Source organism: Variovorax paradoxus (assembly GCF_009498455.1).
Lineage (GTDB): Bacteria > Pseudomonadota > Gammaproteobacteria > Burkholderiales > Burkholderiaceae_C > Variovorax > Variovorax paradoxus_H.
Window position 1 is genome coordinate 6,672,518 of the sequence record NZ_CP045644.1, and the last position, 20,360, is coordinate 6,692,877.

22 protein-coding genes are annotated in these 20,360 nt (G+C 67.3%); 21 read left to right on the forward strand and 1 reads right to left on the reverse strand.

The annotated features are described in order from the left end of the window. Positions 1–166: 166 nt before the first annotated feature. The 15 genes from rpsA to mnhG all read left to right on the forward strand — a co-directional run bounded on the left by rpsA (position 167) and on the right by mnhG (position 13,897). Complete coding sequence (gene rpsA, locus GFK26_RS30955; protein WP_056582667.1) at positions 167–1,855, forward strand: 30S ribosomal protein S1; 1,689 nt, start codon at positions 167–169, stop codon at positions 1,853–1,855. An 81-nt stretch (positions 1,856–1,936) separates the two neighbouring features. Next, a complete protein-coding gene (locus GFK26_RS30960) occupies positions 1,937–2,263 on the forward strand; it encodes an integration host factor subunit beta (RefSeq protein WP_056582668.1) in 327 nt (108 codons plus the stop codon). A 57-nt stretch (positions 2,264–2,320) separates the two neighbouring features. Then, on the forward strand, positions 2,321–2,656 hold the full coding sequence (locus GFK26_RS30965; RefSeq protein ID WP_153285331.1) for a LapA family protein: 336 nt from the start codon (positions 2,321–2,323) through the stop codon (positions 2,654–2,656). Then, the gene (gene lapB, locus GFK26_RS30970) at positions 2,646–3,833 is read left to right on the forward strand and encodes a lipopolysaccharide assembly protein LapB (RefSeq protein WP_153285332.1); all 1,188 of its coding nucleotides are present in this window, start codon (positions 2,646–2,648) and stop codon (positions 3,831–3,833) included. Before GFK26_RS30965 ends, lapB begins: the two co-directional genes overlap by 11 nt. 137 nt (positions 3,834–3,970) lie before the next feature. After that, the gene (locus GFK26_RS30975; RefSeq protein WP_153285333.1) at positions 3,971–4,303 is read left to right on the forward strand and encodes a ComEA family DNA-binding protein; all 333 of its coding nucleotides are present in this window, start codon (positions 3,971–3,973) and stop codon (positions 4,301–4,303) included. Positions 4,304–4,465: 162 nt separating this feature from the next. Continuing rightward, positions 4,466–5,434: a TRAP transporter substrate-binding protein gene (locus tag GFK26_RS30980; RefSeq protein WP_153285334.1), complete on the forward strand. Its 969-nt coding sequence runs from the start codon at positions 4,466–4,468 to the stop codon at positions 5,432–5,434. 25 nt (positions 5,435–5,459) lie between these two features. Next, entirely contained in the window at positions 5,460–5,969 is a 510-nt protein-coding gene (locus GFK26_RS30985; RefSeq protein WP_153285335.1) for a TRAP transporter small permease, read from the forward strand. Further along, positions 5,962–7,263 (forward strand): TRAP transporter large permease, encoded by a 1,302-nt coding sequence (locus GFK26_RS30990; RefSeq protein WP_153285336.1) that lies wholly within the window; start codon positions 5,962–5,964, stop codon positions 7,261–7,263. The genes GFK26_RS30985 and GFK26_RS30990 overlap by 8 nt, the downstream gene beginning before the upstream one ends. 34 nt (positions 7,264–7,297) lie before the next feature. Further along, on the forward strand, positions 7,298–7,678 hold the full coding sequence (crcB, locus tag GFK26_RS30995; protein WP_194273985.1) for a fluoride efflux transporter CrcB: 381 nt from the start codon (positions 7,298–7,300) through the stop codon (positions 7,676–7,678). Between the two features lie 77 nt (positions 7,679–7,755). Continuing rightward, positions 7,756–10,734, forward strand: coding sequence for a monovalent cation/H+ antiporter subunit A (locus GFK26_RS31000; RefSeq protein WP_153285337.1), 2,979 nt, complete (start codon positions 7,756–7,758; stop codon positions 10,732–10,734). Continuing rightward, positions 10,734–11,084 (forward strand): Na+/H+ antiporter subunit C, encoded by a 351-nt coding sequence (locus GFK26_RS31005; RefSeq protein WP_056582686.1) that lies wholly within the window; start codon positions 10,734–10,736, stop codon positions 11,082–11,084. Before GFK26_RS31000 ends, GFK26_RS31005 begins: the two co-directional genes overlap by 1 nt. Next, positions 11,081–12,787 (forward strand): monovalent cation/H+ antiporter subunit D, encoded by a 1,707-nt coding sequence (locus GFK26_RS31010; protein WP_153285338.1) that lies wholly within the window; start codon positions 11,081–11,083, stop codon positions 12,785–12,787. Before GFK26_RS31005 ends, GFK26_RS31010 begins: the two co-directional genes overlap by 4 nt. Further along, positions 12,784–13,275: a Na+/H+ antiporter subunit E gene (locus GFK26_RS31015; protein WP_153285339.1), complete on the forward strand. Its 492-nt coding sequence runs from the start codon at positions 12,784–12,786 to the stop codon at positions 13,273–13,275. The genes GFK26_RS31010 and GFK26_RS31015 overlap by 4 nt, the downstream gene beginning before the upstream one ends. Continuing rightward, positions 13,272–13,550, forward strand: coding sequence for a K+/H+ antiporter subunit F (locus GFK26_RS31020; protein ID WP_153285340.1), 279 nt, complete (start codon positions 13,272–13,274; stop codon positions 13,548–13,550). The genes GFK26_RS31015 and GFK26_RS31020 overlap by 4 nt, the downstream gene beginning before the upstream one ends. Beyond that, positions 13,547–13,897, forward strand: coding sequence for a monovalent cation/H(+) antiporter subunit G (gene mnhG / locus GFK26_RS31025; RefSeq protein ID WP_153285341.1), 351 nt, complete (start codon positions 13,547–13,549; stop codon positions 13,895–13,897). The genes GFK26_RS31020 and mnhG overlap by 4 nt, the downstream gene beginning before the upstream one ends. A gap of 18 nt (positions 13,898–13,915) precedes the next feature. Here mnhG and GFK26_RS31030 read toward each other — a convergent pair whose 3' ends face one another. Further along, complete coding sequence (locus GFK26_RS31030; RefSeq protein WP_194273986.1) at positions 13,916–14,911, reverse strand: ABC transporter substrate-binding protein; 996 nt, start codon at positions 14,909–14,911, stop codon at positions 13,916–13,918. Positions 14,912–15,030: 119 nt separating this feature from the next. Here GFK26_RS31030 and GFK26_RS31035 point away from each other — a divergent pair, with 119 nt between their 5' ends. The 6 genes from GFK26_RS31035 to GFK26_RS31060 all read left to right on the forward strand — a co-directional run bounded on the left by GFK26_RS31035 (position 15,031) and on the right by GFK26_RS31060 (position 20,359). Then, entirely contained in the window at positions 15,031–15,711 is a 681-nt protein-coding gene (locus GFK26_RS31035) for a TetR family transcriptional regulator (protein WP_099795911.1), read from the forward strand. A gap of 80 nt (positions 15,712–15,791) precedes the next feature. Beyond that, positions 15,792–16,604 carry an ABC transporter permease gene (locus tag GFK26_RS31040; RefSeq protein WP_153285342.1) on the forward strand — a complete coding sequence of 271 codons (813 nt, stop codon included), beginning with the start codon at positions 15,792–15,794 and terminating at the stop codon, positions 16,602–16,604. Beyond that, positions 16,601–17,650 (forward strand): NAD-dependent epimerase/dehydratase family protein, encoded by a 1,050-nt coding sequence (locus GFK26_RS31045; RefSeq protein ID WP_153285343.1) that lies wholly within the window; start codon positions 16,601–16,603, stop codon positions 17,648–17,650. Before GFK26_RS31040 ends, GFK26_RS31045 begins: the two co-directional genes overlap by 4 nt. A gap of 10 nt (positions 17,651–17,660) precedes the next feature. Further along, positions 17,661–18,491: a GNAT family N-acetyltransferase gene (locus GFK26_RS31050; RefSeq protein WP_228121818.1), complete on the forward strand. Its 831-nt coding sequence runs from the start codon at positions 17,661–17,663 to the stop codon at positions 18,489–18,491. A 12-nt stretch (positions 18,492–18,503) separates the two neighbouring features. Next, positions 18,504–19,571, forward strand: coding sequence for a dihydrodipicolinate synthase family protein (locus GFK26_RS31055; protein WP_153285345.1), 1,068 nt, complete (start codon positions 18,504–18,506; stop codon positions 19,569–19,571). After that, the gene (locus GFK26_RS31060) at positions 19,568–20,359 is read left to right on the forward strand and encodes an ABC transporter ATP-binding protein (protein ID WP_153285346.1); all 792 of its coding nucleotides are present in this window, start codon (positions 19,568–19,570) and stop codon (positions 20,357–20,359) included. Before GFK26_RS31055 ends, GFK26_RS31060 begins: the two co-directional genes overlap by 4 nt. The last annotated feature ends 1 nt before the right edge of the window (position 20,360 follow it).

Genomic DNA, 20,360 nt, shown 5'->3' on the forward strand with positions numbered 1-20,360 from the left:
GCCTACCGCTCCAGCAGGCTCCTTCCGCGCGACAGCGCACTGGCCTGCTGGTTGTTCCACCAACCGGGCTCATGCCCACAACCTAACCGCCGTCTACAGACCTCCAGCAGCCGCACGCAATTTCGCAAGAGCGCCTGCCAACCCTGCCTGACGGAAGGAACCATAAATGTCTGAATCTTTTGCCGACCTATTCGAAGAGTCCCTGAAGCGTTCCGAAATGCGCAGCGGCGAGGTCATCACGGCCGAAGTCGTGCGCGTCGAACACAACCACGTCGTCGTCAACGCTGGTCTGAAGTCCGAAGCGTATGTGCCGATCGAAGAGTTCAAGAACGACAAGGGCGAACTCGAAGTCCAGGCCGGCGATTTCGTTTCCGTTGCCATCGGCAGCGTTGAAAACGGCTACGGCGACACCATCCTCTCGCGCGACACCGCCAAGCGTCTGGCTTCGTGGCTCGCCCTCGAGAAGGCCCTGGAATCGGGCGACTTCGTCACCGGCACCACCAGCGGCAAGGTCAAGGGCGGCCTGACCGTTCTGGTCAACGGCATCCGTGCATTCCTGCCGGGTTCGCTGATCGACACGCGTCCGATCAAGGACCTGACCCCGTACGAAAACAAGACCCTCGAATTCAAGGTCATCAAGCTCGATCGCAAGCGCAACAACGTCGTGCTGTCGCGCCGTGCCGTGGTCGAAGCCAGCATGGGCGAAGAGCGCGCCAAGCTGATGGAAACCCTGAAGGAAGGCGCTGTTGTCCGCGGCGTGGTCAAGAACATCACCGAATACGGTGCGTTCGTGGACCTCGGCGGCATCGACGGCCTGCTGCACATCACCGACATGGCATGGCGCCGTGTTCGCCACCCGAGCGAAGTCGTTCAGGCCGGCCAGGAAATCACCGCCAAGATCCTCAAGTTCGACACCGAAAAGAACCGTGTCTCGCTGGGTCTCAAGCAAATGGGTGACGACCCGTGGATGGGCGTTTCGCGCCGCTACCCGCAATCGACCCGCCTGTTCGGCAAGGTCACGAACATTGCCGACTACGGCGCGTTCGTCGAACTCGAACCCGGCATCGAAGGCCTGGTGCACGTCTCCGAAATGGACTGGACCAACAAGAACATCGCTCCGAACAAGATCGTCTCGCTGGGCGACGAAGTCGAAGTCATGGTCCTGGAAATCGACGAAGACAAGCGCCGCATCAGCCTGGGCATGAAGCAGTGCAAGGCCAACCCGTGGCAAGAGTTCGCGCAAAACACGAAGCGTGGCGACCGCGTCAAGGGCCCGATCAAGTCGATCACCGACTTCGGCGTGTTCGTGGGTCTGGCTGCCGGCATCGACGGCCTGGTTCACCTCTCGGACCTCTCGTGGAACGAAACCGGCGAAACCGCCGTTCGCAACTACAAGAAGGGCCAGGAAGTCGAAGCGATCGTGCTGGCTGTCGACGTCGACCGCGAACGCATCTCGCTGGGCATCAAGCAGCTCGACAGCGATCCGTTCACCACGTTCACCACCGTGAACGACAAGGGCCAGATCGTGACCGGCAAGGTCAAGACCGTGGACGCCCGCGGCGCTGAAATCGACCTCGGCGAAGACATCATCGGCTACCTGCGTGCTTCGGAAATCTCGCGCGACCGCGTTGAAGATGCCCGCAACGTGCTCAAGGAAGGCGACGAAGTCACGGCCATCGTGGTGAATGTGGATCGCAAGACCCGCAACATCCAGCTGTCGATCAAGCAGAAGGACATGGTTGACGAACAAGGCGCCATGGCCAACCTGAGCCAGCAGTCGGCACGCGAAAACGCGGGCACGACCAGCCTGGGCGCCCTGCTGCGCGCCAAGCTCGACAACAGCGACAACAAGTAAGCTGAGTCCGAAGACAGAGGCAGGCCCCCCGGGGCCGCTCTGTCTTTTTTTTCGTCCACGTTTTTCGTTTATGTTTGGCCTATGACCCGCTCAGACCTCGTCGAAGAACTCGCCGCCCGTTTCGCACAGCTCACGCACCGCGATGCCGAATACGCCGTCAAGACCATCCTGGACGCGATGAGCGACGCGCTGGTGCGCGGCCACCGCATCGAGATCCGTGGCTTCGGCAGCTTCTCGGTCAACCGCCGTCCGCCACGCATCGGCCGCAACCCGCGTTCGGGCGAGAGCGTGCAGATTCCCGAGAAGCGCGTGCCGCACTTCAAGCCGGGCAAGGCGCTGCGCGAAGCCGTCGACGCGAAGACCGCCGAACTCGATGCAGGCAAGGAAGCCGCCGGCCGCAAGGCCTGATGGCAGGGCTGCCCCGATGGCTGCAAACGTAGAATCGTCCCGCCAACGGGAACGCGCATGAAATACCTCCTGTGGCTGCTCAAGGCAGCCATTTTTTTTACGCTCTTCGCCTTCGCGCTGAACAACCAGCACGACGCGACCGTCTACTTCTTCTTCGGAACCCACTGGCGCGCGCCGCTGGTGCTCGTCGTGCTCGCGGCCTTTGCCGGCGGGCTCGTTGTGGGTGCGCTCGGCATGCTGCCCGGGTGGTGGAAGCACCGCGCCGCCGCAGCCCAGGTGCCTGCGGTTTCCGAAGCCCCCTCGCCCGCGCCGCTGGCTGCCGCCACCGCCTCCGCGACCGTGCCGTCCATCTCGGCCACCGACCTTCCCGCCGTACGTCAACATGGACTTTGATCCCAGCTGGCTGCTGATCGGCCTGCCCGTCGCCTTCGTGCTGGGCTGGCTCGCATCGCGCTTCGACATTCGCCAGCTCAAGCTCGAGAACCGGCAGGCGCCCAAGGCCTACTTTCGCGGCCTGAACTTCCTGCTCAACGAGCAGCAGGACCAGGCCATCGACGCCTTCATCGAGGCCGTGCAGAACGACCCCGACACGCAAGAGCTGCACTTCGCGCTCGGCAACCTGTTCCGCCGCCGCGGCGAGTACCAGCGGGCCGTGCGGGTGCACGAGCACCTGCTGGGCCGCGGCGACCTGAGCCGCGCCGACCGCGAACGCGCCCAGCATGCGCTGGCACAAGACTTCCTGCGCGCCGGTCTGCTCGACCGCGCCGAGGCCGCACTGCAGAAGCTCGAAGGCACGCGCTACGAAAACGAGGCCCGGCTCGCGCTGCTGGCCATCTACGAACGCTCGCGCGAGTGGGCCCAGGCCGCCGACGTGGCGCAGAAGCTCGACGAGTCCGACCAGGCCAGCTACAGCACGCGGCGCGCCCATCACCTGTGCGAGCAGGCCAACGAACGCGTCGCAGCGGGCGACCTGCCGGGCGCCAGCGACCTGCTCACGCAGGCTCGGGCCCTGGCACCGCAAGCCCCGCGGCCGGCCATCGACACCGCCACCCTGCAGCTGCGCAACGGCGAAGCCGCCGCAGCCTTCGACACGCTCGAAGGACTCAGCGACACGGCGCCGCTGGCGCTGCCGCTGTACGCCGCGTCACTGCAAAAGGCGGCCGTGGCCGCGCACCGAGAAGGCGAGGCGCTGGCGCTGCTGCAGCGGCGCTATGCCGAGTCGCCGTCGATCGACGTGCTCGAAGCGATGATCGCGCTCGGCGGCACACCCGATGCCACGCCATCGGACGCGACCGACGCGCCCACCGAAGCCCCCACGCCGCGCGACAGCTACATCGCCCACCTCGCGCACCAGCCCTCGCTGGTCGCCGCCTCACGCTGGCTGGCCGGCGAGCGCTTCGAGCACGAGCAGTTCCATCCGCAAGTGCAACGCGCGCTCGACCAGGCCACCCGGCCGCTCATGCGCTACCGCTGCGCGGCCTGCGGCTTCGAGGCGCACCAGTACTTCTGGCACTGCCCCGGCTGCCAGGCCTGGGACAGCTATCCACCGCGTCGCGTGGAAGAACTCTGACCACGGTTCTGAACAATCGTCACACGGGGCCCTGGGCCCCGTTTTCACGTCAACTGGTGCGCGCGCCCTCTCGTTGAGCCGAAGCCGATATTCCTGTCGGCTTAGTCATACCAACAATTGAAGAGGGAGTTTTCACCATGTTCAAGAAAATCATCGCCACGCTCGCCATGTGCTTCGCGGCCGTCTCGTTCGCCGCGGTCGACGCCAACAAGGGCAGCGCCGCCGACCTCGACGGCCTCAAGGGCGTCGGCCCCTCGCTGTCCAAGCGCATCCTCGACGCCCGCAAGGAAGGCGAGTTCAAGGACTGGCCCGACCTCATGCAGCGCGTGAAGGGCGTGAAGGAAAAGAGCGCGGCCAAGCTGTCGGCCGAGGGCCTGACGGTCAACGGCCAGAGCTTCGACGGTGCTGCAGCACCTGCCAAGGCGGGCAAGACCGCCAAGGTGGCCGAAGCGAAACCCGCCAAGCAGTGACAGCACCCTGAAACCAGGAAACCGCCCCCGAGGCGGTTTTTTTACGCCCGCACTTTGTGCCGCATCGACGCCACATGGCAGGGAAATGCCTCAGCGAATGGCCCGGAATTTGCACGTATGCTTTTCTTTCATCCAGCTTTAACCACATTCCGGAGCGCGTTCATGAATCACAAGTTCGGCATGGCCCTGGCGGGCCTCACCTTCGGCGCCGCCGCCTTCGCGCAAACCAAGTGGGACCTTCCCACCGCCTACCCGACCACCAACTTCCACACCGAGAACATCACGCAGTTCGCGAGCGACGTGGACAAGGGCAGCGGCGGCAAGCTCAAGATCACGGTGCATGCCAATGCGTCGCTGTTCAAGGCACCCGAGATCAAGCGTGCGGTGCAGGGCGGCCAGGCGCAGCTCGGCGAAATCCTGCTGGTGAACTACCAGAACGAATGGCAGATGTTCGGCGCCGACGGCATCCCCTTCCTGGCCGACAGCTACGACGCCGCCTGGAAGCTCTACCAGGCACAGAAGCCCGCGCTCGAAAAGAAGCTGGGCGAACAGGGCATCCAGCTGCTGTACGCCGTGGCATGGCCGCCGCAGGGCATCTTCGTGAAGAAAGAGATCGCCTCGGCCGCCGACCTGAAGGGCGTGAAGTGGCGCGCATACAGCCCCGCCACCGCGCGCATCGGCGAGCTCGTGGGCGCGCAACCCGTCACCGTGCAGCAGGCCGAGCTGTCGCAAGCCATGGCCACGGGCGTGATCGAGTCGTACATGTCCTCGGGCTCCACCGGCTACGACACCAAGACCTACGAGTACATCAAGAACTTCTACGACACCCAGGCCTGGCTGCCGAAGAACGCGGTGCTCATGAACAAGAAGGCCTTCGACGCGCTCGACAAGCCCACGCAGCAGGCGCTGCTCAAGGCGGCGGCCGATGCCGAGAAGCGCGGCTGGGACACCTCGAAGAAGAAGAACGTCGAGTACCTCGATCTGCTCAAGAAGAACGGCATGACGGTGCACGTGCCCTCGGCGCAGCTCAAGGCCGACATGAAGAAGGTCGGCGACACCATGATCAAGGAGTGGACCGAGAAGACCGGCCCCGAAGGCCAGGCCGTCGTCGACGCCTACAAGAAGATGTGATCCGGCTTCGCACGCACGGCACCCGATGCGCAAGACGCTGGATTTTCTCTACCTGAGCGCCGCCGCCCTGGCGGCGCTTTTCATGATCGGCCTGCTGGCGATGGTGCTGCTCTCCATCCTCGGCCGGCAGCTGCACTTCAACATTCCCGGCATCGACGCCTACGCCGGCTACCTGATGGCCGGCGCAGGCTTCCTGGCGCTTGCGCACACGCTCAAGCGCGGCGAGCACATCCGCGTGACGCTGGTCATGCAAAACCTGCCGCCCGCGGCACGGCGCTGGCTCGAACGCTGGGCCATGGGCGCCGCAGCGCTGCTCGCCCTGCTCTTTGCCTGGTACAGCGTGCGCCTGGTCTGGCAATCGCTCGACTACCAGGACATCTCCACCGGCAACGACGCCACGCCACTGTGGATTCCGCAGCTGTCGATGGCGCTCGGCGCCATCGTCTTCGCGATCGCGTCGCTCGACGAGTTCGTGATCGAGTGGCGCGGCCGCCCGGCCCAGTCCGCCGAAACGGAGGCGCTGCGCCATGAGTGACATCGCCATTGCCGGCCTGCTGATCGCCGCGCTGTTCCTCATCCTGGGCAGCGGCGTGTGGATCGGCCTCACGCTGTCGGGCGTGGCGTGGATCGCCATGCAGATCTTCTCGTCGCGCCCCGCGGGCGACGCCATGGCCGTGACCATCTGGGGATCGGCCTCGAGCTGGACGCTCACGGCGTTGCCGCTGTTCGTGTGGATGGGCGAGATCCTGTTTCGCACGCGGCTGTCGCAGGACATGTTCAAGGGCCTCGCGCCCTGGATGCAGGCCCTGCCCGGCCGGCTGCTGCACACCAACGTGGTGGGCTGCGCGGTGTTCGCTGCGGTGTCGGGCTCGAGCGCAGCCACCTGCGCCACCATCGGCAAGATGAGCCTGCCCGAGCTCAAGCGCCGCGGCTACCCCGACGACATGGTCATCGGCACGCTGGCCGGCGCCGGCACGCTGGGGCTGCTGATCCCGCCCTCGATCATCATGATCGTGTACGGGGTGAGCGCCGACGTGTCGATTGCACGCCTCTTCATCGCGGGCGTCATCCCCGGCATCCTGCTGGCGCTGCTGTTCTCGGGCTACATCGTGGTCTGGGCGCTGCGCAACCCCGACAAGGTGCCGCCCGCCGACGCGAAGCTGCCCTTCGTCGAGAAGCTCTGGGCCTCGATGTCGCTGATCCCGGTGGCGCTGCTGATCCTGTCGGTGCTGGGCTCCATCTATGCCGGCATCGCCACGGCCACCGAGGCGGCGGCTGTGGGCGTGGTCGGCGCCATGGTCATCTCGGCCGCGCAGGGCTCGCTCACCTGGCACAGCTTCAAGGAAGCGCTGCTCGGGGCCACGCGCCTGTACTGCATGATGGCGCTGATCCTCGCGGGTGCGGCCTTCCTCACGCTGGCCATGGGCTACATCGGACTGCCGCGCCACCTGGCCGAGTGGATCGGCTCGCTGGGGCTGTCGAAGTTCCAGCTGATCCTGATGCTCGCCGCGTTCTACGTCGTGCTGGGCTGCTTCCTGGACGGCATCTCCATGGTGGTGCTGACCATGGGCGTGATCATGCCGACCGTCATCGCGGCCGGCATCGACCCGGTCTGGTTCGGCATCTTCGTCGTGCTGGTGGTCGAGATGGCGCAGATCACGCCACCGGTGGGCTTCAACCTGTTCGTGCTTCAGGGCATGACCGGGAAAGATCTGCTCTACATCGCGCGCGTCACGCTGCCGATGTTCGGACTGATGGTGGCGGCGGTGCTGCTCATCTACTTCGTGCCGCAGCTGGTGACGTGGTTGCCCCAGCAAATGGCGCCCTGAACTCGAGGGGCCGCGACCCACCGACAATAGGCCCATGCTGCTTCCGGCTCTTGCAATCTGTCTCGGCGCCTCGTGCGGCGCCCTCGCCCGATGGGGCCTGGGCCTCTGGCTCAACACCGGCGGTCCGGTGCCCTACGGCACGCTGGCCGCCAACCTCGTCGGCGGCTACTTCGTCGGCGTGGCCGTGGCCGTGTTCCAGGCGCTGCCGCAACTCGACCCGGTGTGGCGCCTGCTGCTCATCACCGGCTTCCTCGGCGGGCTCACGACCTTCTCGAGCTTCTCGGCCGAAGTGGTCGCGCTGCTGCTCGGCGGACGGCCGCTGCTGGCGCTGGGCACCGGCCTGCTGCACCTGTGCGGTTCGCTGGTGCTGACCTGGCTGGGCATTCGCAGCGTGCAGCTCGTGCTGGCTTCGTGACAGCGACAAAACTGCCCGCGCTCCTGCGGTTATAGACAGGGGCTTCGCAGAGGGTCGATCGATAGAATCGACCCCCAATGCCCCTCGCCCTTCTCGTCGCACTCCCCTTTCTTGCCAGCGTGCTGGCCGCGTTGATGCCGTCCAACGCGCGCAACCGGGAGTCGACCCTCGCAGGGCTCGTCGCATTGGGCTGCGCCATCCAGGTCGCATGGCTCTTTCCGCAGATCTCGCACGGCAACGTGCTGCGGCAAGAGATCGAGTGGCTCCCCGCCCTCGGCCTGAACCTCGTGTTCCGCCTCGACGGCTTCGCGTGGCTGTTCTGCATGCTGGTGCTGGGCATCGGCGCGCTGGTGGTGCTCTATGCGCGCTACTACATGTCGGCCTCCGACCCGGTGCCGCGCTTCTTCTCGTTCTTCCTCGCGTTCATGGGCGCGATGATGGGCGTGGTGCTCTCGGGCAACCTGATCCAGATGGTGCTGTTCTGGGAGCTCACCAGCCTCTTCTCCTTCCTGCTCATCGGCTACTGGCACCACCGGCGCGACGCGCGGCGCGGGGCGCGCATGGCGCTCACCGTCACGGGCGCGGGCGGGCTGTGCCTGCTGGCCGGCGTGCTGGTGCTGGGCCGCATCGTCGGCAGCTACGAACTCGACATCGTGCTGGTCTCGGGCGACATCATCCGCGCGCACGCGCTGTACCCGGTGGCGCTGGTGCTGATCCTGCTCGGCGCGTTCACCAAGAGCGCGCAGTTCCCGTTCCATTTCTGGCTGCCACGCGCCATGGCCGCGCCCACGCCGGTGTCGGCCTACCTGCACTCGGCCACCATGGTGAAGCTGGGCGTGTTTCTCATGGCGCGCCTGTGGCCGGTGCTCTCGGGCACCGAGCAGTGGTTCTGGATGGTCGGCGGCGCGGGCGCGATCACGCTGCTGCTGGGCGGCTTCGCGGCGATGTTCCAGCGCGACCTGAAGGCGCTGCTGGCCTACTCGACCATCTCGCACCTGGGCCTCATCACGCTGCTGCTGGGCCTGAACAGCCCGCTGGCGGCGGTGGCGGCGGTGTTCCACGTGATGAACCACGCGACCTTCAAGGCCTCGCTGTTCATGGCCGCCGGCATCATCGACCACGAGACCGGTACGCGCGACATCCGCAAGCTCAGCGGCCTGATGCGGCTCATGCCCATCACCGGCACGCTGGCCATCATCGCCAGCGCCTCGATGGCCGGCGTGCCGCTGCTCAACGGCTTTCTCTCGAAGGAAATGTTCTTCGCCGAGACGGTCTTCATCCAGGCCACGCCCTGGATCGACCTCAGCCTGCCGGTCATCGCGACCATTGCGGGCATCTTCAGCGTGGCGTACTCGGCGCGCTTCGTGTTCGACGTGTTCTTCGGCCCACCCTGCGGCCCCGACGTGCCCAAGCCGCCGCACGAACCGCCGCACTGGATGCGCGTGCCGGTCGAGTTTCTGGTGCTGCTGTGCCTGGTGGTGGGCGTGGCGCCGGCCTGGTCGGTCGGGCCGATGCTCGCGGCGGCGGCCACGCCGGTGGTCGGCGGCACGCTGCCTGAATACAGCCTGGCCGTGTGGCACGGTTTCAACCTGCCGCTGATGATGAGCTTCGTCGCGCTCGCGGGCGGCGCCGCGCTCTACCTGCTGCTGCGCCGCCCGCTGGGCAGCGGCCGCCTCGAACGCACGCCGCTGCTGCACCGCTTCGACGGGCAACTCATCTTCGAACACCTCATCGCGCTGCTGAGCGAGGCCGGCCGGCGCAGCCGCCGCCTGTTCGGCACGCGCCGCCTGCAATGGCAACTGCTGTGGCTGGTGGTGGTAGCGGTGGCGGGTGCAGCGGCGTCGCTGTGGGCCACGCCAGCCGACCGCGGCACGCGCGAGCTGCTGCCGTTCTCGCCGATGTTCGCGATGACCTGGCTCATCGGCTGCATCTGCGCCGTGGCGGCCGCGTGGCAGGCCAAGTTCCACCGGCTCGCGGCGCTCATGCTGGCCGCGGGCGCCGGGCTGGTCTCGTGCGTCACGTACATCTGGTTCTCGGCACCTGACCTCGCGCTCACGCAGCTGGTGGTCGAGGCCGTGACCACGGTGCTGATCCTGCTGGGCCTGCGCTGGCTGCCGATGCGCAGCAAGGACGTCATCCAGCCTGCGCGCGCACGGCTGCGGCCCTGGGGCCGGCGCGGGCGTGACCTGCTAGTGGCCACCATCGCCGGCTGCGGCATGGCGGCGCTGGCCTGGGCCCTGATGACGCGCACCTTCCCGCAGAGCATCTCGCCCTTCTTCCTCGAACGCGCGCTCACCGAAGGCGGCGGCACCAACGTAGTCAACGTGATGCTGGTCGACTTCCGCGGCTTCGACACCTTCGGCGAGATCACCGTTCTGGGCATCGTGGCGCTCACCGTGTATGCGCTGCTGCGGCGCTTCCGGCCCGCCATCGAATCGATGGCGCTGCCCATCCAGCAACGCCTGCAGGTCGACGATGGCAGCAGCGACCTGCTGAACCCGCGCCGCGCCACCGACTCCGCCATCGGCTACCTGATGGTGCCGGCCGTGCTGGTGCGCCTGGTGCTGCCGGTGGCCGTGCTGGTGTCGGTGTACTTCTTCATGCGCGGCCACAACGCGCCCGGCGGCGGCTTCGTCGCGGGGCTGGTGATGTCGGTCGCGCTGGTGCTGCAGTTCATCGTCTCGGGCACCGAGTGGGTCGAAGAGCACCTGCGCATCTACCCGCGCCGCTGGATCGCCATCGGCCTGCTGTTCGCACTCGCCACCGGCGGCGGCGCGCTCGTCTTCGGCTATCCCTTCCTGACCACGCACACCGCCCACCTGCACGTGCCGCTGCTGGGCGACATGCACGTGCCCAGCGCCCTCTTCTTCGACATCGGCGTGTTCGCGCTGGTGCTCGGCGCCACCATGCTGATCCTCACCGCGCTGGCCCACCAGTCCATCCGAAGCCACCGCTGGGCCGACGAACAGGAAGAGAAAGAAGCGGAGGCGCGCGCCGCCGCCGAAGCCGAGGAAGCCGCTGCTGCGGCTGCGGCCATCACCGGAGGGGCCCGCTGATGGAAATCGTGCTGGCCATCGCCATCGGCGTGCTCACCGGCTCGGGCGTGTATCTGCTGCTGCGCCCGCGGACCTTCCAGGTCATCATGGGCCTGACGCTCATCTCGTACGCCGTCAACCTGTTCATCTTCAGCATGGGCCGGCTCAAGGTCGACAGCGAGCCGGTGCTGGTCGAAGGCTTCAAGGCCACGCTGGCCAACACGGCCGACCCGATGCCGCAAGCCTTGGTGCTCACCGCCATCGTGATCGGCTTCGCGATGACCGCGCTGTTCCTGGTCGTGATGCTCGCCTCGCGCGGCCTGTCGGGCACCGACCACGTGGACGGTGAAGAGCGGGAGGCCGTGGAATGAACGACCTCTTGCACCTGCTCGACCGCTTCCTCGAGTTCAGCATGCCGCACCTGGTGGCGGTGCCGATTCTCGTGCCCATGCTCACGGCGGCGCTGATGCTGCTGATGAACGAGAACCGCCGGCGCACCAAGTCGTTCCTCAGCGTGGTCTCGGGCCTGATCGGCCTGCTCGCTGCGCTCGCGCTGCTGCGCTGGGTGAACGCGGCCGACACCGGCGGCGGCCCGGGCTCCATCGGCGTGTACCTGCCGGGCAACTGGCGCGCGCCCTTCGGCATCGTGCTGGTGGCCGACCGGCTCTCGACCATGATGGTCGCGCTGACGGGCGTGGTCGCCTTTGCCGCATCGATCTACTCGACCTCGCGCTGGGACCGCGCGGGCGTGCACTTTCATCCGCTGCTGCAGCTGCAGCTCATGGGCCTGAACGGCGCCTTCCTCACGGGCGACCTGTTCAACCTGTTCGTGTTCTTCGAGGTGATGCTCGCGGCCTCGTACGGCCTGCTGCTGCACGGCTCGGGCCAGCTGCGCGTGCGCGCCGGCCTGCACTACATCGCGATCAACCTTGCGGCCTCGTCGCTGTTCCTCATCGGCGCGGCCATTCTGTACGGCGTGACCGGCACGCTCAACATGGCCGACCTGGGCGCGCGCATCGCCGAACTGGCACCGGGCGACCGCGGCCTCGTGCACGCGGCCGCGGCCATCCTGGCCACCGCGTTCTTCGCCAAGGCGGGCGCGTGGCCGCTCAACTTCTGGCTGGTGCCGGCCTACAGCGCGGCCGTGTCGCCGGTGGGCGCGGTGTTTGCGCTGCTCACCAAGCTCGGCGTGTACACCGTGCTGCGCCTGTGGACCGTGCTGTTCGCGCCCGACACCGGCGCCTCGGCGGCCTTCGGGCAGGCCGCGCTGGTGAGCGTCGGGCTGGCCACGCTGTTCGTTGGCGCCATCGGCATCGTCGGCACGCAACGGCTGTCGAACCTCGCGGGCTTCAGCGTGCTGGTGTCGGCGGGCACGCTGCTGGCCGCCGTCGGGCTCGGCGATCCGGCCGTGTGGGCAGGCGCGCTGTACTACATGCTGAGCTCCACGCTCGCGGTGGCGGCGTTCTTCCTGCTGATCGACATGATCGAGCGCTGGCGCAACGCGGGCATGAGCGTCGCGCCGCACGAAGCGGCGGGCAACGCGCCCTTCCTGGCCGAAGACCTGCGCGCGCTCAACGACGTGAACCTCGACGACGACGCGCAGGCGCTCTACGGCCGTGCCATCCCGGCGGGCGTGGCTTTTCTCGGCCTGAGCTTCATGCTGTGCACACTGCTGCTGGCGGGCCTGCCGCCGCTGTCGGGCTTTGTCGGCAAGTTCGCCATGCTCTCGGGCCTGCTCGACGCCAAGGCCGTCACCACCGCCGGCTGGACCTTCCTCGGCCTGCTGATCGTCGCGGGCTTTCTCTCGCTGATCGCGCTGAGCCGCACCGGCATCCGCCATTTCTGGACGCAGCACCATCCCACCATGCCCTCGCTGCCCGCACTCGAGGTGCTGCCGGTGGCCGCCCTGCTCGCAGCCTGCGTCGCGCTCACGGTGTGGGCCGAGCCCGTGATGCAGCACGCGCAAGCCACCGCCGGCGGCCTGCGCACGCCCACCGCCTACCGCGAGGCCGTGCTCGGCGCCAAGCAGAAGCCCAACCCGGTGCCTGCGAAGAAAGAGGAGGCCAGGCCATGAAGCGCTTGATGCCTTCCCCGCCGCTGTCGTTCGCGCTGTTCGTCATCTGGCTGCTGCTCAACCAGTCGCTCGAAGCGGCTACGCTGCTGTCGGCCGCGGTGCTCGCCATTGCCGTGCCGCTGATCACCAAGGGCCTGCGGCCCGCCAGGGTGCGCATGCGCCGGCCCGGCGTGGCGCTGCGGCTGTCGTTTCTCGTCACCTTCGACATGCTGAAGTCGGCGTACGACGTGGCGCGGCTGCTGCTCACGCGCCGCACCGCCGACATCTCGGCGCGCTTCGTGCACATTCCGCTCGACATGCGCGACCCCAACGGCCTGGCCGTGCTCGCGATGATCATGTGCCTCACGCCCGGCACCGCCTGGGGCGAGGTGTCGTTCGATCGCACCATGCTGCTGATCCACGTGTTCGACGTCGAGGACGACGCGGCCTTCATCGCCATGATCAAGACCCGCTACGAACGTCCGCTGATGGAGATTTTCGAATCATGACCCCTGTTCTCTACTGGGCCCTGAAGGCCGCGCTGTTCCTGCTCGCCGTGGCCATGCTGTGCGCCCTGTTCCGCCTGCTGGCCGGACCGTCCGCGCAAGACCGCGTGATGGCGCTGGACTGCCTCTACATCAACGGCATGCTGATGATGCTGGTGCTCGGCATCAACTACGCGAGCAGCGTGTACTTCGAGGCGGCGATGCTGGTGGCGCTGTTCGGCTTCGTCGGGTCGACTTCGATCGCGAAGTTTTTGCTGCGCGGGGAGGTCATCGAATGAGCGCCGCTGCCCTGCCCCTGTGGGCCGAGATCATCACCGCCGTGTTCGCGGTGCTGGGCGCGGCCTTCGCGGCCATCGGCTCCTTCGGCCTGGTGCGCCTGCCCACTTTTTTCCGCCGCATCCATGCGCCCACGCTGGGTGCCACGGTGGGCGCCTGGTGCCTGACGGTGGCCACCATCGCCTACTTCTCGGTGCAGGGCTTCAGCCTGTTCCTGCACGCGATGCTGATCGTGCTGTTCATCGTGCTGACGGCGCCGATCACCACCATCTTCCTGATGCGTGCTGCCCTCTTCCGCGAACGGCAGAAGGGCAACCCGAAGGTGCCGCCCGCCGCGAAGTCGGACTGAGGCGGCTTTCTTCTCCGATCAGTTGGGCGCCATGCGCACGCCCTTGTCGAGGAACTCGTTGGTGAACAGCGTCGCGGGGTCGTAGGCCTTGTCGATGCCGATCAGCGAGGACACGAGGTCGTAGTCGGCCTTCACGCGTGCACCGTCGAACGCGCCGAGCGCCACCTTCGTCGTGGTGTCGTCGCGCATCAGCTGCTTGATGCGCATCCATTGGTCGCGCTGGTTGTCGGGCGTGAGACCGCTCACGCTGGCCTGCAGTGCCTGCAGGCAGGGCTCGAAGCTCTTCACGCAGGCGTCGTAGGCGCGCTGCGTCACGGCCACGAACTTCTTCACCTGGCCCGGGTTCTTCGCAAGGTACGGGCCGTTCACGATCAGCGAGTTGCCGTACACGTTCACGCCGGCATCGCGCCACGGCTGAAAGCCCAGGTCGGCGCCGAACTCGCGCGCCTTCAGGTCGTGCTCGTTGTAGAAGTCGCTGATGATGTCGACCGACTTGCTCTTCAGCGCCGCCACCTTGGCCTGCGGGCTCACGTTGACGAAGCTCACGCTGGCCGGGTCGAGCCCCACCTTCTTCGCGAAGGCCGGCCACATGAGGCGCGCGGCGTCGCCGGGCGGGTTGCCGATCTTGCGGCCCGCGAAGTCCTTCGGGCCGTTGATGCCCGACGACTTGAGCCAGTAGAAGCCCTGCGGGCTGTTGGCGTAGATGACCATCACGGCCTTCACGTCGGCGCCCTTGCCCTTGGCCTGGATCGTGGTGGGCAGGTCCGAAATGCCCAGGTCACTGCCGCCCGTGCCCACGCGCTGCGCCGACACGGCCGAGCCCTTGCCGGCCTCGATGTTCAGGTCGATGCCCGCCTCTGTGTACCAGCCCTTGGCCTTCGCAAAATAGATCGGCGCATGATCGGCCGTGGGTGTCCAGTTGAGCATCAGGCTCATGGCATCGGTCGCAAATGCGGCGGGGGCCGAGGCCATCAACAGGGCAGTGGCGCCGGCGGCCGACAACAGCTTTTTCATGCGGATCACTCCAAAAGAAGGTAAAAACAGGTCCTGAAATTTATATTACCAACTGTTTGGTTGACAAGCAATCCAGATCATCCAGACCGCGTTGCCACTGCCGGGAGAATCAAAACACCATGACCGCCACCAGCCCTACCCGCACCGCCCGCAGCACCGTTGCCACGAAACGCGAGCGCGACCCCGTCGCCGCCAAGCAGGCCCTCATCTCCGCCGCGGTGGCCGAGTTCGCCACCAAGGGCTTCGCGGGCGCGCGCGTCGACGAGATCGCCGCCAACGCCGGGGTCAACAAGCAGCTCGTGTATCACTATTTCGACAGCAAGCAGGGGCTGTACCTGGTCGCGCTCGAATCGGTCTATGCCGAGATCCGCGAGAAGGAACAGAAGCTCACGCTCGACGAGCTCGAGCCGCTCGAAGCCATGAAGCAGCTGGTGGCCTTCTCGTTCGACTACCTGGCCGAGCACCCCGAGTTCATCGCGCTGCTGGCCGACGAGAACCGCAACCACGGCGCGCACCTGCGCGAGTCGGAGCGGCTGCAGAAGATGCATTCGCCCTTCATCGAGATGCTCGAGGCCACGCTCAAGCGCGGCGTGGCGGCGGGCGTGTTCCGGCCCGACTTCGATGCGATCAACCTCTACATCTCGATCGCCGGCATCTCGTATTTCTTCTTCTCCAACAACCACACGCTGTCGGCGATCTTCGGCAAGCCGCTGGACGCACGCGGCGCGCTGCTGCAGCGCCGCCGCCACGTGATCGAGTTCGCGCTCAATGCCTTGCGGCCCGACAAAGCCGCCGCATGAAAATTATCAACTAGTTGGTTGACTCGGGTCGTGGCGACTCCTATGATTCGCCGCATTGCTTCCTCGACCCAGGAATTGAGATGACGACACCTGATGGCGCTCTGGCGCTCCCCGCACCTGCGCCCTTGTCGGGCGAGCGCCCCGAATGGCAGCGCTGGGCCCTCGTGGTCGCGGTGCATCTGGCGGGCATCGCGCTGTGGGAGCTGGCAGTGCGCGTCTTCGCGATCCAGCCCTTCATCCTGCCGGCGCCGTCGAAGGTGCTGGCCACGCTGGCCAACCCGAACTACAGCTGGCTCAAGAACACCGGCGTCACCGCGCTCGAAGTGTTCGGCGGCTACGCGCTGGGGCTGGTGCTCGGCATTCTTTGCGCGCTGCTCTTCATCACCAGCAAGCGGCTGATGCTGCTGGTGTTCCCGCTGCTGGTCACGCTCAACATGATCCCGAAGGTGGCGATGGGTCCGCTGGTGATCGTGTGGTTCAGCTACGGCATCGGGCCGAACATCCTGATCACGTTCAGCCTGTGCTTCTTCCCGATCCTGCTGACCACCATCCGCGGGCTCAATGAGACCGAGCCCGAACTGCTCGACCTCGTGCGCGCGCTCAAGGGTTCGCGCTGGCAGCTGTTCCGCTACATCCAGCTGCCGGGCTCGTTGCCGTACGTGTTCTCGGGCATGAAGGTCGCCACCATCCTCGCCGTCGCGGGCGCGGTGGTGGGCGAGTTCATCGCCTCGGAACGCGGCCTGGGCTATCTGATGATTCAGGTCCAGGCCTCGCTGGACACGCCCGCGGTCTTCATGGCCGTGCTGCTCATCACGGGCCTGGGTGTGCTGCTCTATCTGCTGGTGCTTCTGCTGGAGCGCCTCTTCATCACCCAGGACGCAAGAATCCAATGACCTCCACGCCTGTCCTCGACGACCTGCCCTTTCCCGAGCGCTTCGAGAGCGAAGCCGCACTTGAAGACTACCTGGCCACGCCCTCGCGCGACCTCGTGCGCGACATGGCCTGCCTCGACGGCGACCTGATGATCCTCGGCGTCGGCGGCAAGATGGGCCCCACGCTGGCCCGCCTCGCCAAGAACGCCATGCCCGGTCGCCGCGTGATCGCCGTCGCCCGTTTCAGCGAAGCCGGCGTGCGCGAAGCCCTCGAAGCGCACGGCATCGAGACCCTCGCCTGCGACCTGCTCGACCGCGCCGCCATCGCCGCGCTGCCGCCGTGCGCCAACGTCGTGTTCATGGCCGGCCGCAAGTTCGGCGCCGACGCCGACAACCCGCTGACCTGGGCCATGAACGCGCACGTGCCCGCGCTGGTGGCCGAGCACTTCCACGCCTCGCGCATCGTCGCCTTCTCGACCGCCTGCGTGTACCCCTTCGTGCCCGTGACCAGCCAGGGCGCGAGCGAGAGCGACGCGCCCAACCCGCCCGGCGAATACGCCAACTCGTGCGTGGGCCGCGAGCGCATGTTCGAGTACTTCTCGCAGCGCCACAGCACACCGGGACGCCTGTTCCGCCTGAGCTACGCCATCGACCTGCGCTACGGTGTGCTGGCCGACGTGGCGCTCAAGGTGTGGCGCGGCGAGCCGGTCGACGTGACCATGGGCCACGTCAACGTGATCTGGCAGGGCGACGCGAACGCGCAGGCGCTGCGCTGCCTCGCGGCGGCCACGGTGCCGACCTCGCCGCTCAACGTGAGCGGCCCCGAGACCACGTCGATCCGCTGGCTCGCCGAGGAGTTCGCGCGCCAGTTCGACAAGCCCGTGACGATCAGCGGGCAAGAGGCGCCGACCGCATGGCTCATGAACACCGGCGAGGCCGAGCGCCTGTTCGGTTACCCGCGCGTGCCGCTCGCGCAGCAAATCCGTTGGGTGGCCGACTGGATCTCGCGCGAGCAGCGCCAGTACGGCAAGCCGACCAAATTCGAATCGCGCGACGGCAAGTACTGAGCCCATGACCATGCCCGCCGTCGAAGCACTCTCGTCGATCACGCCCGGCATCGCCCCGATGCTCGACGCGCTGGTTGCCGCGAGCGGCTGGAACCAGACCGCGCACGACTGGCGGCTGTTCGAGCGGCTCGGCACGGTGCATGGCGTACGTGATGGCGAGGGCCAGCTCATCGCCAGCGGCGCCGTGCTGCCGATGGAAGGCGTCGCCTGGATCAGCATGATCCTCGTGATGCCTGCCGCGCGCGGGCAAGGCCTGGGCCGTGCGGTGTTCGCGCGCTGCCTCGACACGGTGAAGGCCGCCGGCCTTGTTGCGATGCTCGATGCCACGCCGCAGGGCGAACCGCTCTATGCGAGCTTCGGCTTCACGCCGTTGTGGCGCCTCACGCGCTGGCAGCGCGAGTCTGCACCGGCCACCGCGTCGCTCAGCGCAGACAAGCCAACGCTCGACAACCTCGCCGCGCTCGACGCGCAGGCACTGGGCTTCGAGCGCCCGGCCGTGCTCGCCGACCTGCTCGGCCGCGACGACAGCCGCTGCGTGCGCAACGGCCTGGGCTTCGGCCTCGTGCGTGCGGGGCGCACCGCGCACCACATCGGCCCGCTGCTGTCGTCCGACGAAGCCGTCGCCTCCGCGCTGCTGACGCAGGCTGCGCGCGGCATCGACGGCCGCATCTGCATCGACGTGCCCGACGATCGCAAGGCCATGACTGCCGCGCTGTGCGCCGCCGGCTTCACGCCCCAACGCAGCTTCACGCGCATGGCGCTGGCCACGCGCGACGGCGCGCAGCCACCCACTGGACACCCCGTCTTCATCCACGCCATCGCCGGCCCCGAGTTCGCCTGAGGACCTTCGCCCATGTCACTGAACCGCTCCGACCTTCCCACCGACGTGCTTGCCCTGCTGTCGCAAGGCACCGTCATTCCGGCGCATCCGCTCGCACTCGACGCGCATCGCCAGCTCGACCGCCAGCGCCAGCGTGCGCTGACGCGCTACTACGTCGATGCCGGCGTCGGCGGCCTCGCGGTGGGCGTGCACACCACGCAGTTCGCGATCCGCGAACGCGGCCTCTACGCCACCGTGCTCGAAGCCGCGATGCAGGACCGGCTGGCCTGGAACGATCGGGCGATGGCGATGATCGCGGGCCTGTGCGGCCCGACCGCGCAGGCGCAGGCCGAGGCGCGCACCGCCGTGGCTCTCGGTTATCACGCGGGACTGCTGAGCCTCGCAGCACTGGCCGGCTCGTCGGAAGACGCGCTCATCGCCCACTGCGAGGCGGTGGCGCAAGAAATCCCGCTGATCGGCTTCTACCTGCAGACCGTCGTCGGCGGCCCGGTCCTGTCGAGCGACTTCTGGCGCCGCTTCGCGCTCATTCCGAACGCGCTGGCCATCAAGGTCGCGCCTTTCAATCGCTACCGCAGCATCGACGTGGTGCGTGGGCTGGTCGATGCGCGCGCCGAGGAGCGCGTGTTCCTCTACACCGGCAACGACGACCACATCGTGCTCGACCTCGCGCTGCCCTTTGCCGCGATGCGCGACGGCGCGCCCGTGCAGGTGCGCTTTCGCGGCGGCCTGCTGGGCCACTGGTCGGTGTGGACGTCGAGCGCCGTGCACCAGCTGCAGCAGATCAAGGCCGAGCTGGCCGCCCATGGCGGCGCGTTGAGCCCCGCCCTGCTCGCGCTCGATTCGCGCGTGACCGACTGCAACGCCGCCTTCTTCGATGTGGCGAACAATTTCCACGGTTGCATCGCGGGCTGCCACGAGGTGCTGCGGCGCCAGGGTCTGCTCGAAGGCATCTGGTGCCTCGATCCGGAAGAAGGCCTCGGCCACGGACAGTCGGCGGAGATCGATCGCGTCTACCGCCAGCACGGCGACCTGGCCGACGACGCCTTCGTGCGCGACAACCTGGCGCGGTGGCTGGCATGAGCGCGGTGCTCGCACCACAGCAGGAAGCGCCGCTGATCCGCATGCGGCAGCTGCGCAAGGTCTACCGCAAGCGCAACGAAGAATTCCTCGCGGTGTCCGACGTCACGATGGACGTGCATGCGGGCGACATGATCTCGCTGGTCGGCCCGTCGGGCTGCGGCAAGTCGACGCTGCTGAAGATTCTGTCGGGCCTGCACGGCCACGACGGTGGCACGCTCGAGATCGGCGGCCCTGGCGGTACGGGCTTCAACGCGGGCCGCGATGTCGGCATGGTGTTCCAGCAGCCGCTGCTGCTGAAGTGGCGCACCATTCTGGAGAACGTGCTGCTGCCCGCCGACATCCTCGGGCTGGACCGCAAGGCCGCCAAGACGCGCGCACACGAACTGCTCGACATGGTCGGCCTCACGGGCTTCGCCGACAAGCTGCCCTACGAACTCTCGGGCGGCATGCAGCAGCGCGCCGCCATCGCGCGCGCGCTCATCCACGACCCGAAGCTGGTGCTCATGGACGAGCCCTTCGGCGCGCTCGATGCGCTCACGCGCGAGAAGATGAACCTGGAGATGCTGCGCATCTGGGAGCGCAGCCGCAAGACCTTCATCGTGGTCACGCACAGCATCCAGGAGGCGGTGTTCCTGGGCTCGCATTGCGCGGTGCTCACGGCCGGCCCGGCGCGCATGGCCGACTTCTTTCGCATCGAGTTGCCCGAGCCGCGCAAGCTGCATGTGAAGACCAGCCCCGAGTTCGGCGAGTACGTGCGCCGCATCTACGACCTGCTGGGCGTGGACTGAC

Excerpts from the sequence above, each read along its gene's own strand:
- GFK26_RS30980 (WP_153285334.1), top strand. The coding sequence starts at position 4,466 with ATGAATCACAAGTTCGGCATGGCCCTGGCGGGCCTCACCTTCGGCGCC.
- GFK26_RS31030 (WP_194273986.1), bottom strand. The coding sequence starts at position 14,911 with ATGAAAAAGCTGTTGTCGGCCGCCGGCGCCACTGCCCTGTTGATGGCC.
- mnhG (WP_153285341.1), top strand. The coding sequence starts at position 13,547 with ATGAGCGCCGCTGCCCTGCCCCTGTGGGCCGAGATCATCACCGCCGTG.
- crcB (WP_194273985.1), top strand. The coding sequence starts at position 7,298 with ATGCTGCTTCCGGCTCTTGCAATCTGTCTCGGCGCCTCGTGCGGCGCC.
- GFK26_RS31045 (WP_153285343.1), top strand. The coding sequence starts at position 16,601 with ATGACCTCCACGCCTGTCCTCGACGACCTGCCCTTTCCCGAGCGCTTC.
- GFK26_RS31050 (WP_228121818.1), top strand. The coding sequence starts at position 17,661 with ATGCCCGCCGTCGAAGCACTCTCGTCGATCACGCCCGGCATCGCCCCG.
- GFK26_RS31000 (WP_153285337.1), top strand. The coding sequence starts at position 7,756 with ATGCCCCTCGCCCTTCTCGTCGCACTCCCCTTTCTTGCCAGCGTGCTG.
- GFK26_RS30965 (WP_153285331.1), top strand. The coding sequence starts at position 2,321 with ATGAAATACCTCCTGTGGCTGCTCAAGGCAGCCATTTTTTTTACGCTC.
- GFK26_RS30985 (WP_153285335.1), top strand. The coding sequence starts at position 5,460 with ATGCGCAAGACGCTGGATTTTCTCTACCTGAGCGCCGCCGCCCTGGCG.
- GFK26_RS30990 (WP_153285336.1), top strand. The coding sequence starts at position 5,962 with ATGAGTGACATCGCCATTGCCGGCCTGCTGATCGCCGCGCTGTTCCTC.
- rpsA (WP_056582667.1), top strand. The coding sequence starts at position 167 with ATGTCTGAATCTTTTGCCGACCTATTCGAAGAGTCCCTGAAGCGTTCC.
- lapB (WP_153285332.1), top strand. The coding sequence starts at position 2,646 with ATGGACTTTGATCCCAGCTGGCTGCTGATCGGCCTGCCCGTCGCCTTC.
- GFK26_RS31055 (WP_153285345.1), top strand. The coding sequence starts at position 18,504 with ATGTCACTGAACCGCTCCGACCTTCCCACCGACGTGCTTGCCCTGCTG.
- GFK26_RS31010 (WP_153285338.1), top strand. The coding sequence starts at position 11,081 with ATGAACGACCTCTTGCACCTGCTCGACCGCTTCCTCGAGTTCAGCATG.
- GFK26_RS31020 (WP_153285340.1), top strand. The coding sequence starts at position 13,272 with ATGACCCCTGTTCTCTACTGGGCCCTGAAGGCCGCGCTGTTCCTGCTC.
- GFK26_RS31015 (WP_153285339.1), top strand. The coding sequence starts at position 12,784 with ATGAAGCGCTTGATGCCTTCCCCGCCGCTGTCGTTCGCGCTGTTCGTC.
- GFK26_RS31040 (WP_153285342.1), top strand. The coding sequence starts at position 15,792 with ATGACGACACCTGATGGCGCTCTGGCGCTCCCCGCACCTGCGCCCTTG.
- GFK26_RS30975 (WP_153285333.1), top strand. The coding sequence starts at position 3,971 with ATGTTCAAGAAAATCATCGCCACGCTCGCCATGTGCTTCGCGGCCGTC.
- GFK26_RS31035 (WP_099795911.1), top strand. The coding sequence starts at position 15,031 with ATGACCGCCACCAGCCCTACCCGCACCGCCCGCAGCACCGTTGCCACG.
- GFK26_RS30960 (WP_056582668.1), top strand. The coding sequence starts at position 1,937 with ATGACCCGCTCAGACCTCGTCGAAGAACTCGCCGCCCGTTTCGCACAG.
- GFK26_RS31005 (WP_056582686.1), top strand. The coding sequence starts at position 10,734 with ATGGAAATCGTGCTGGCCATCGCCATCGGCGTGCTCACCGGCTCGGGC.
- GFK26_RS31060 (WP_153285346.1), top strand. The coding sequence starts at position 19,568 with ATGAGCGCGGTGCTCGCACCACAGCAGGAAGCGCCGCTGATCCGCATG.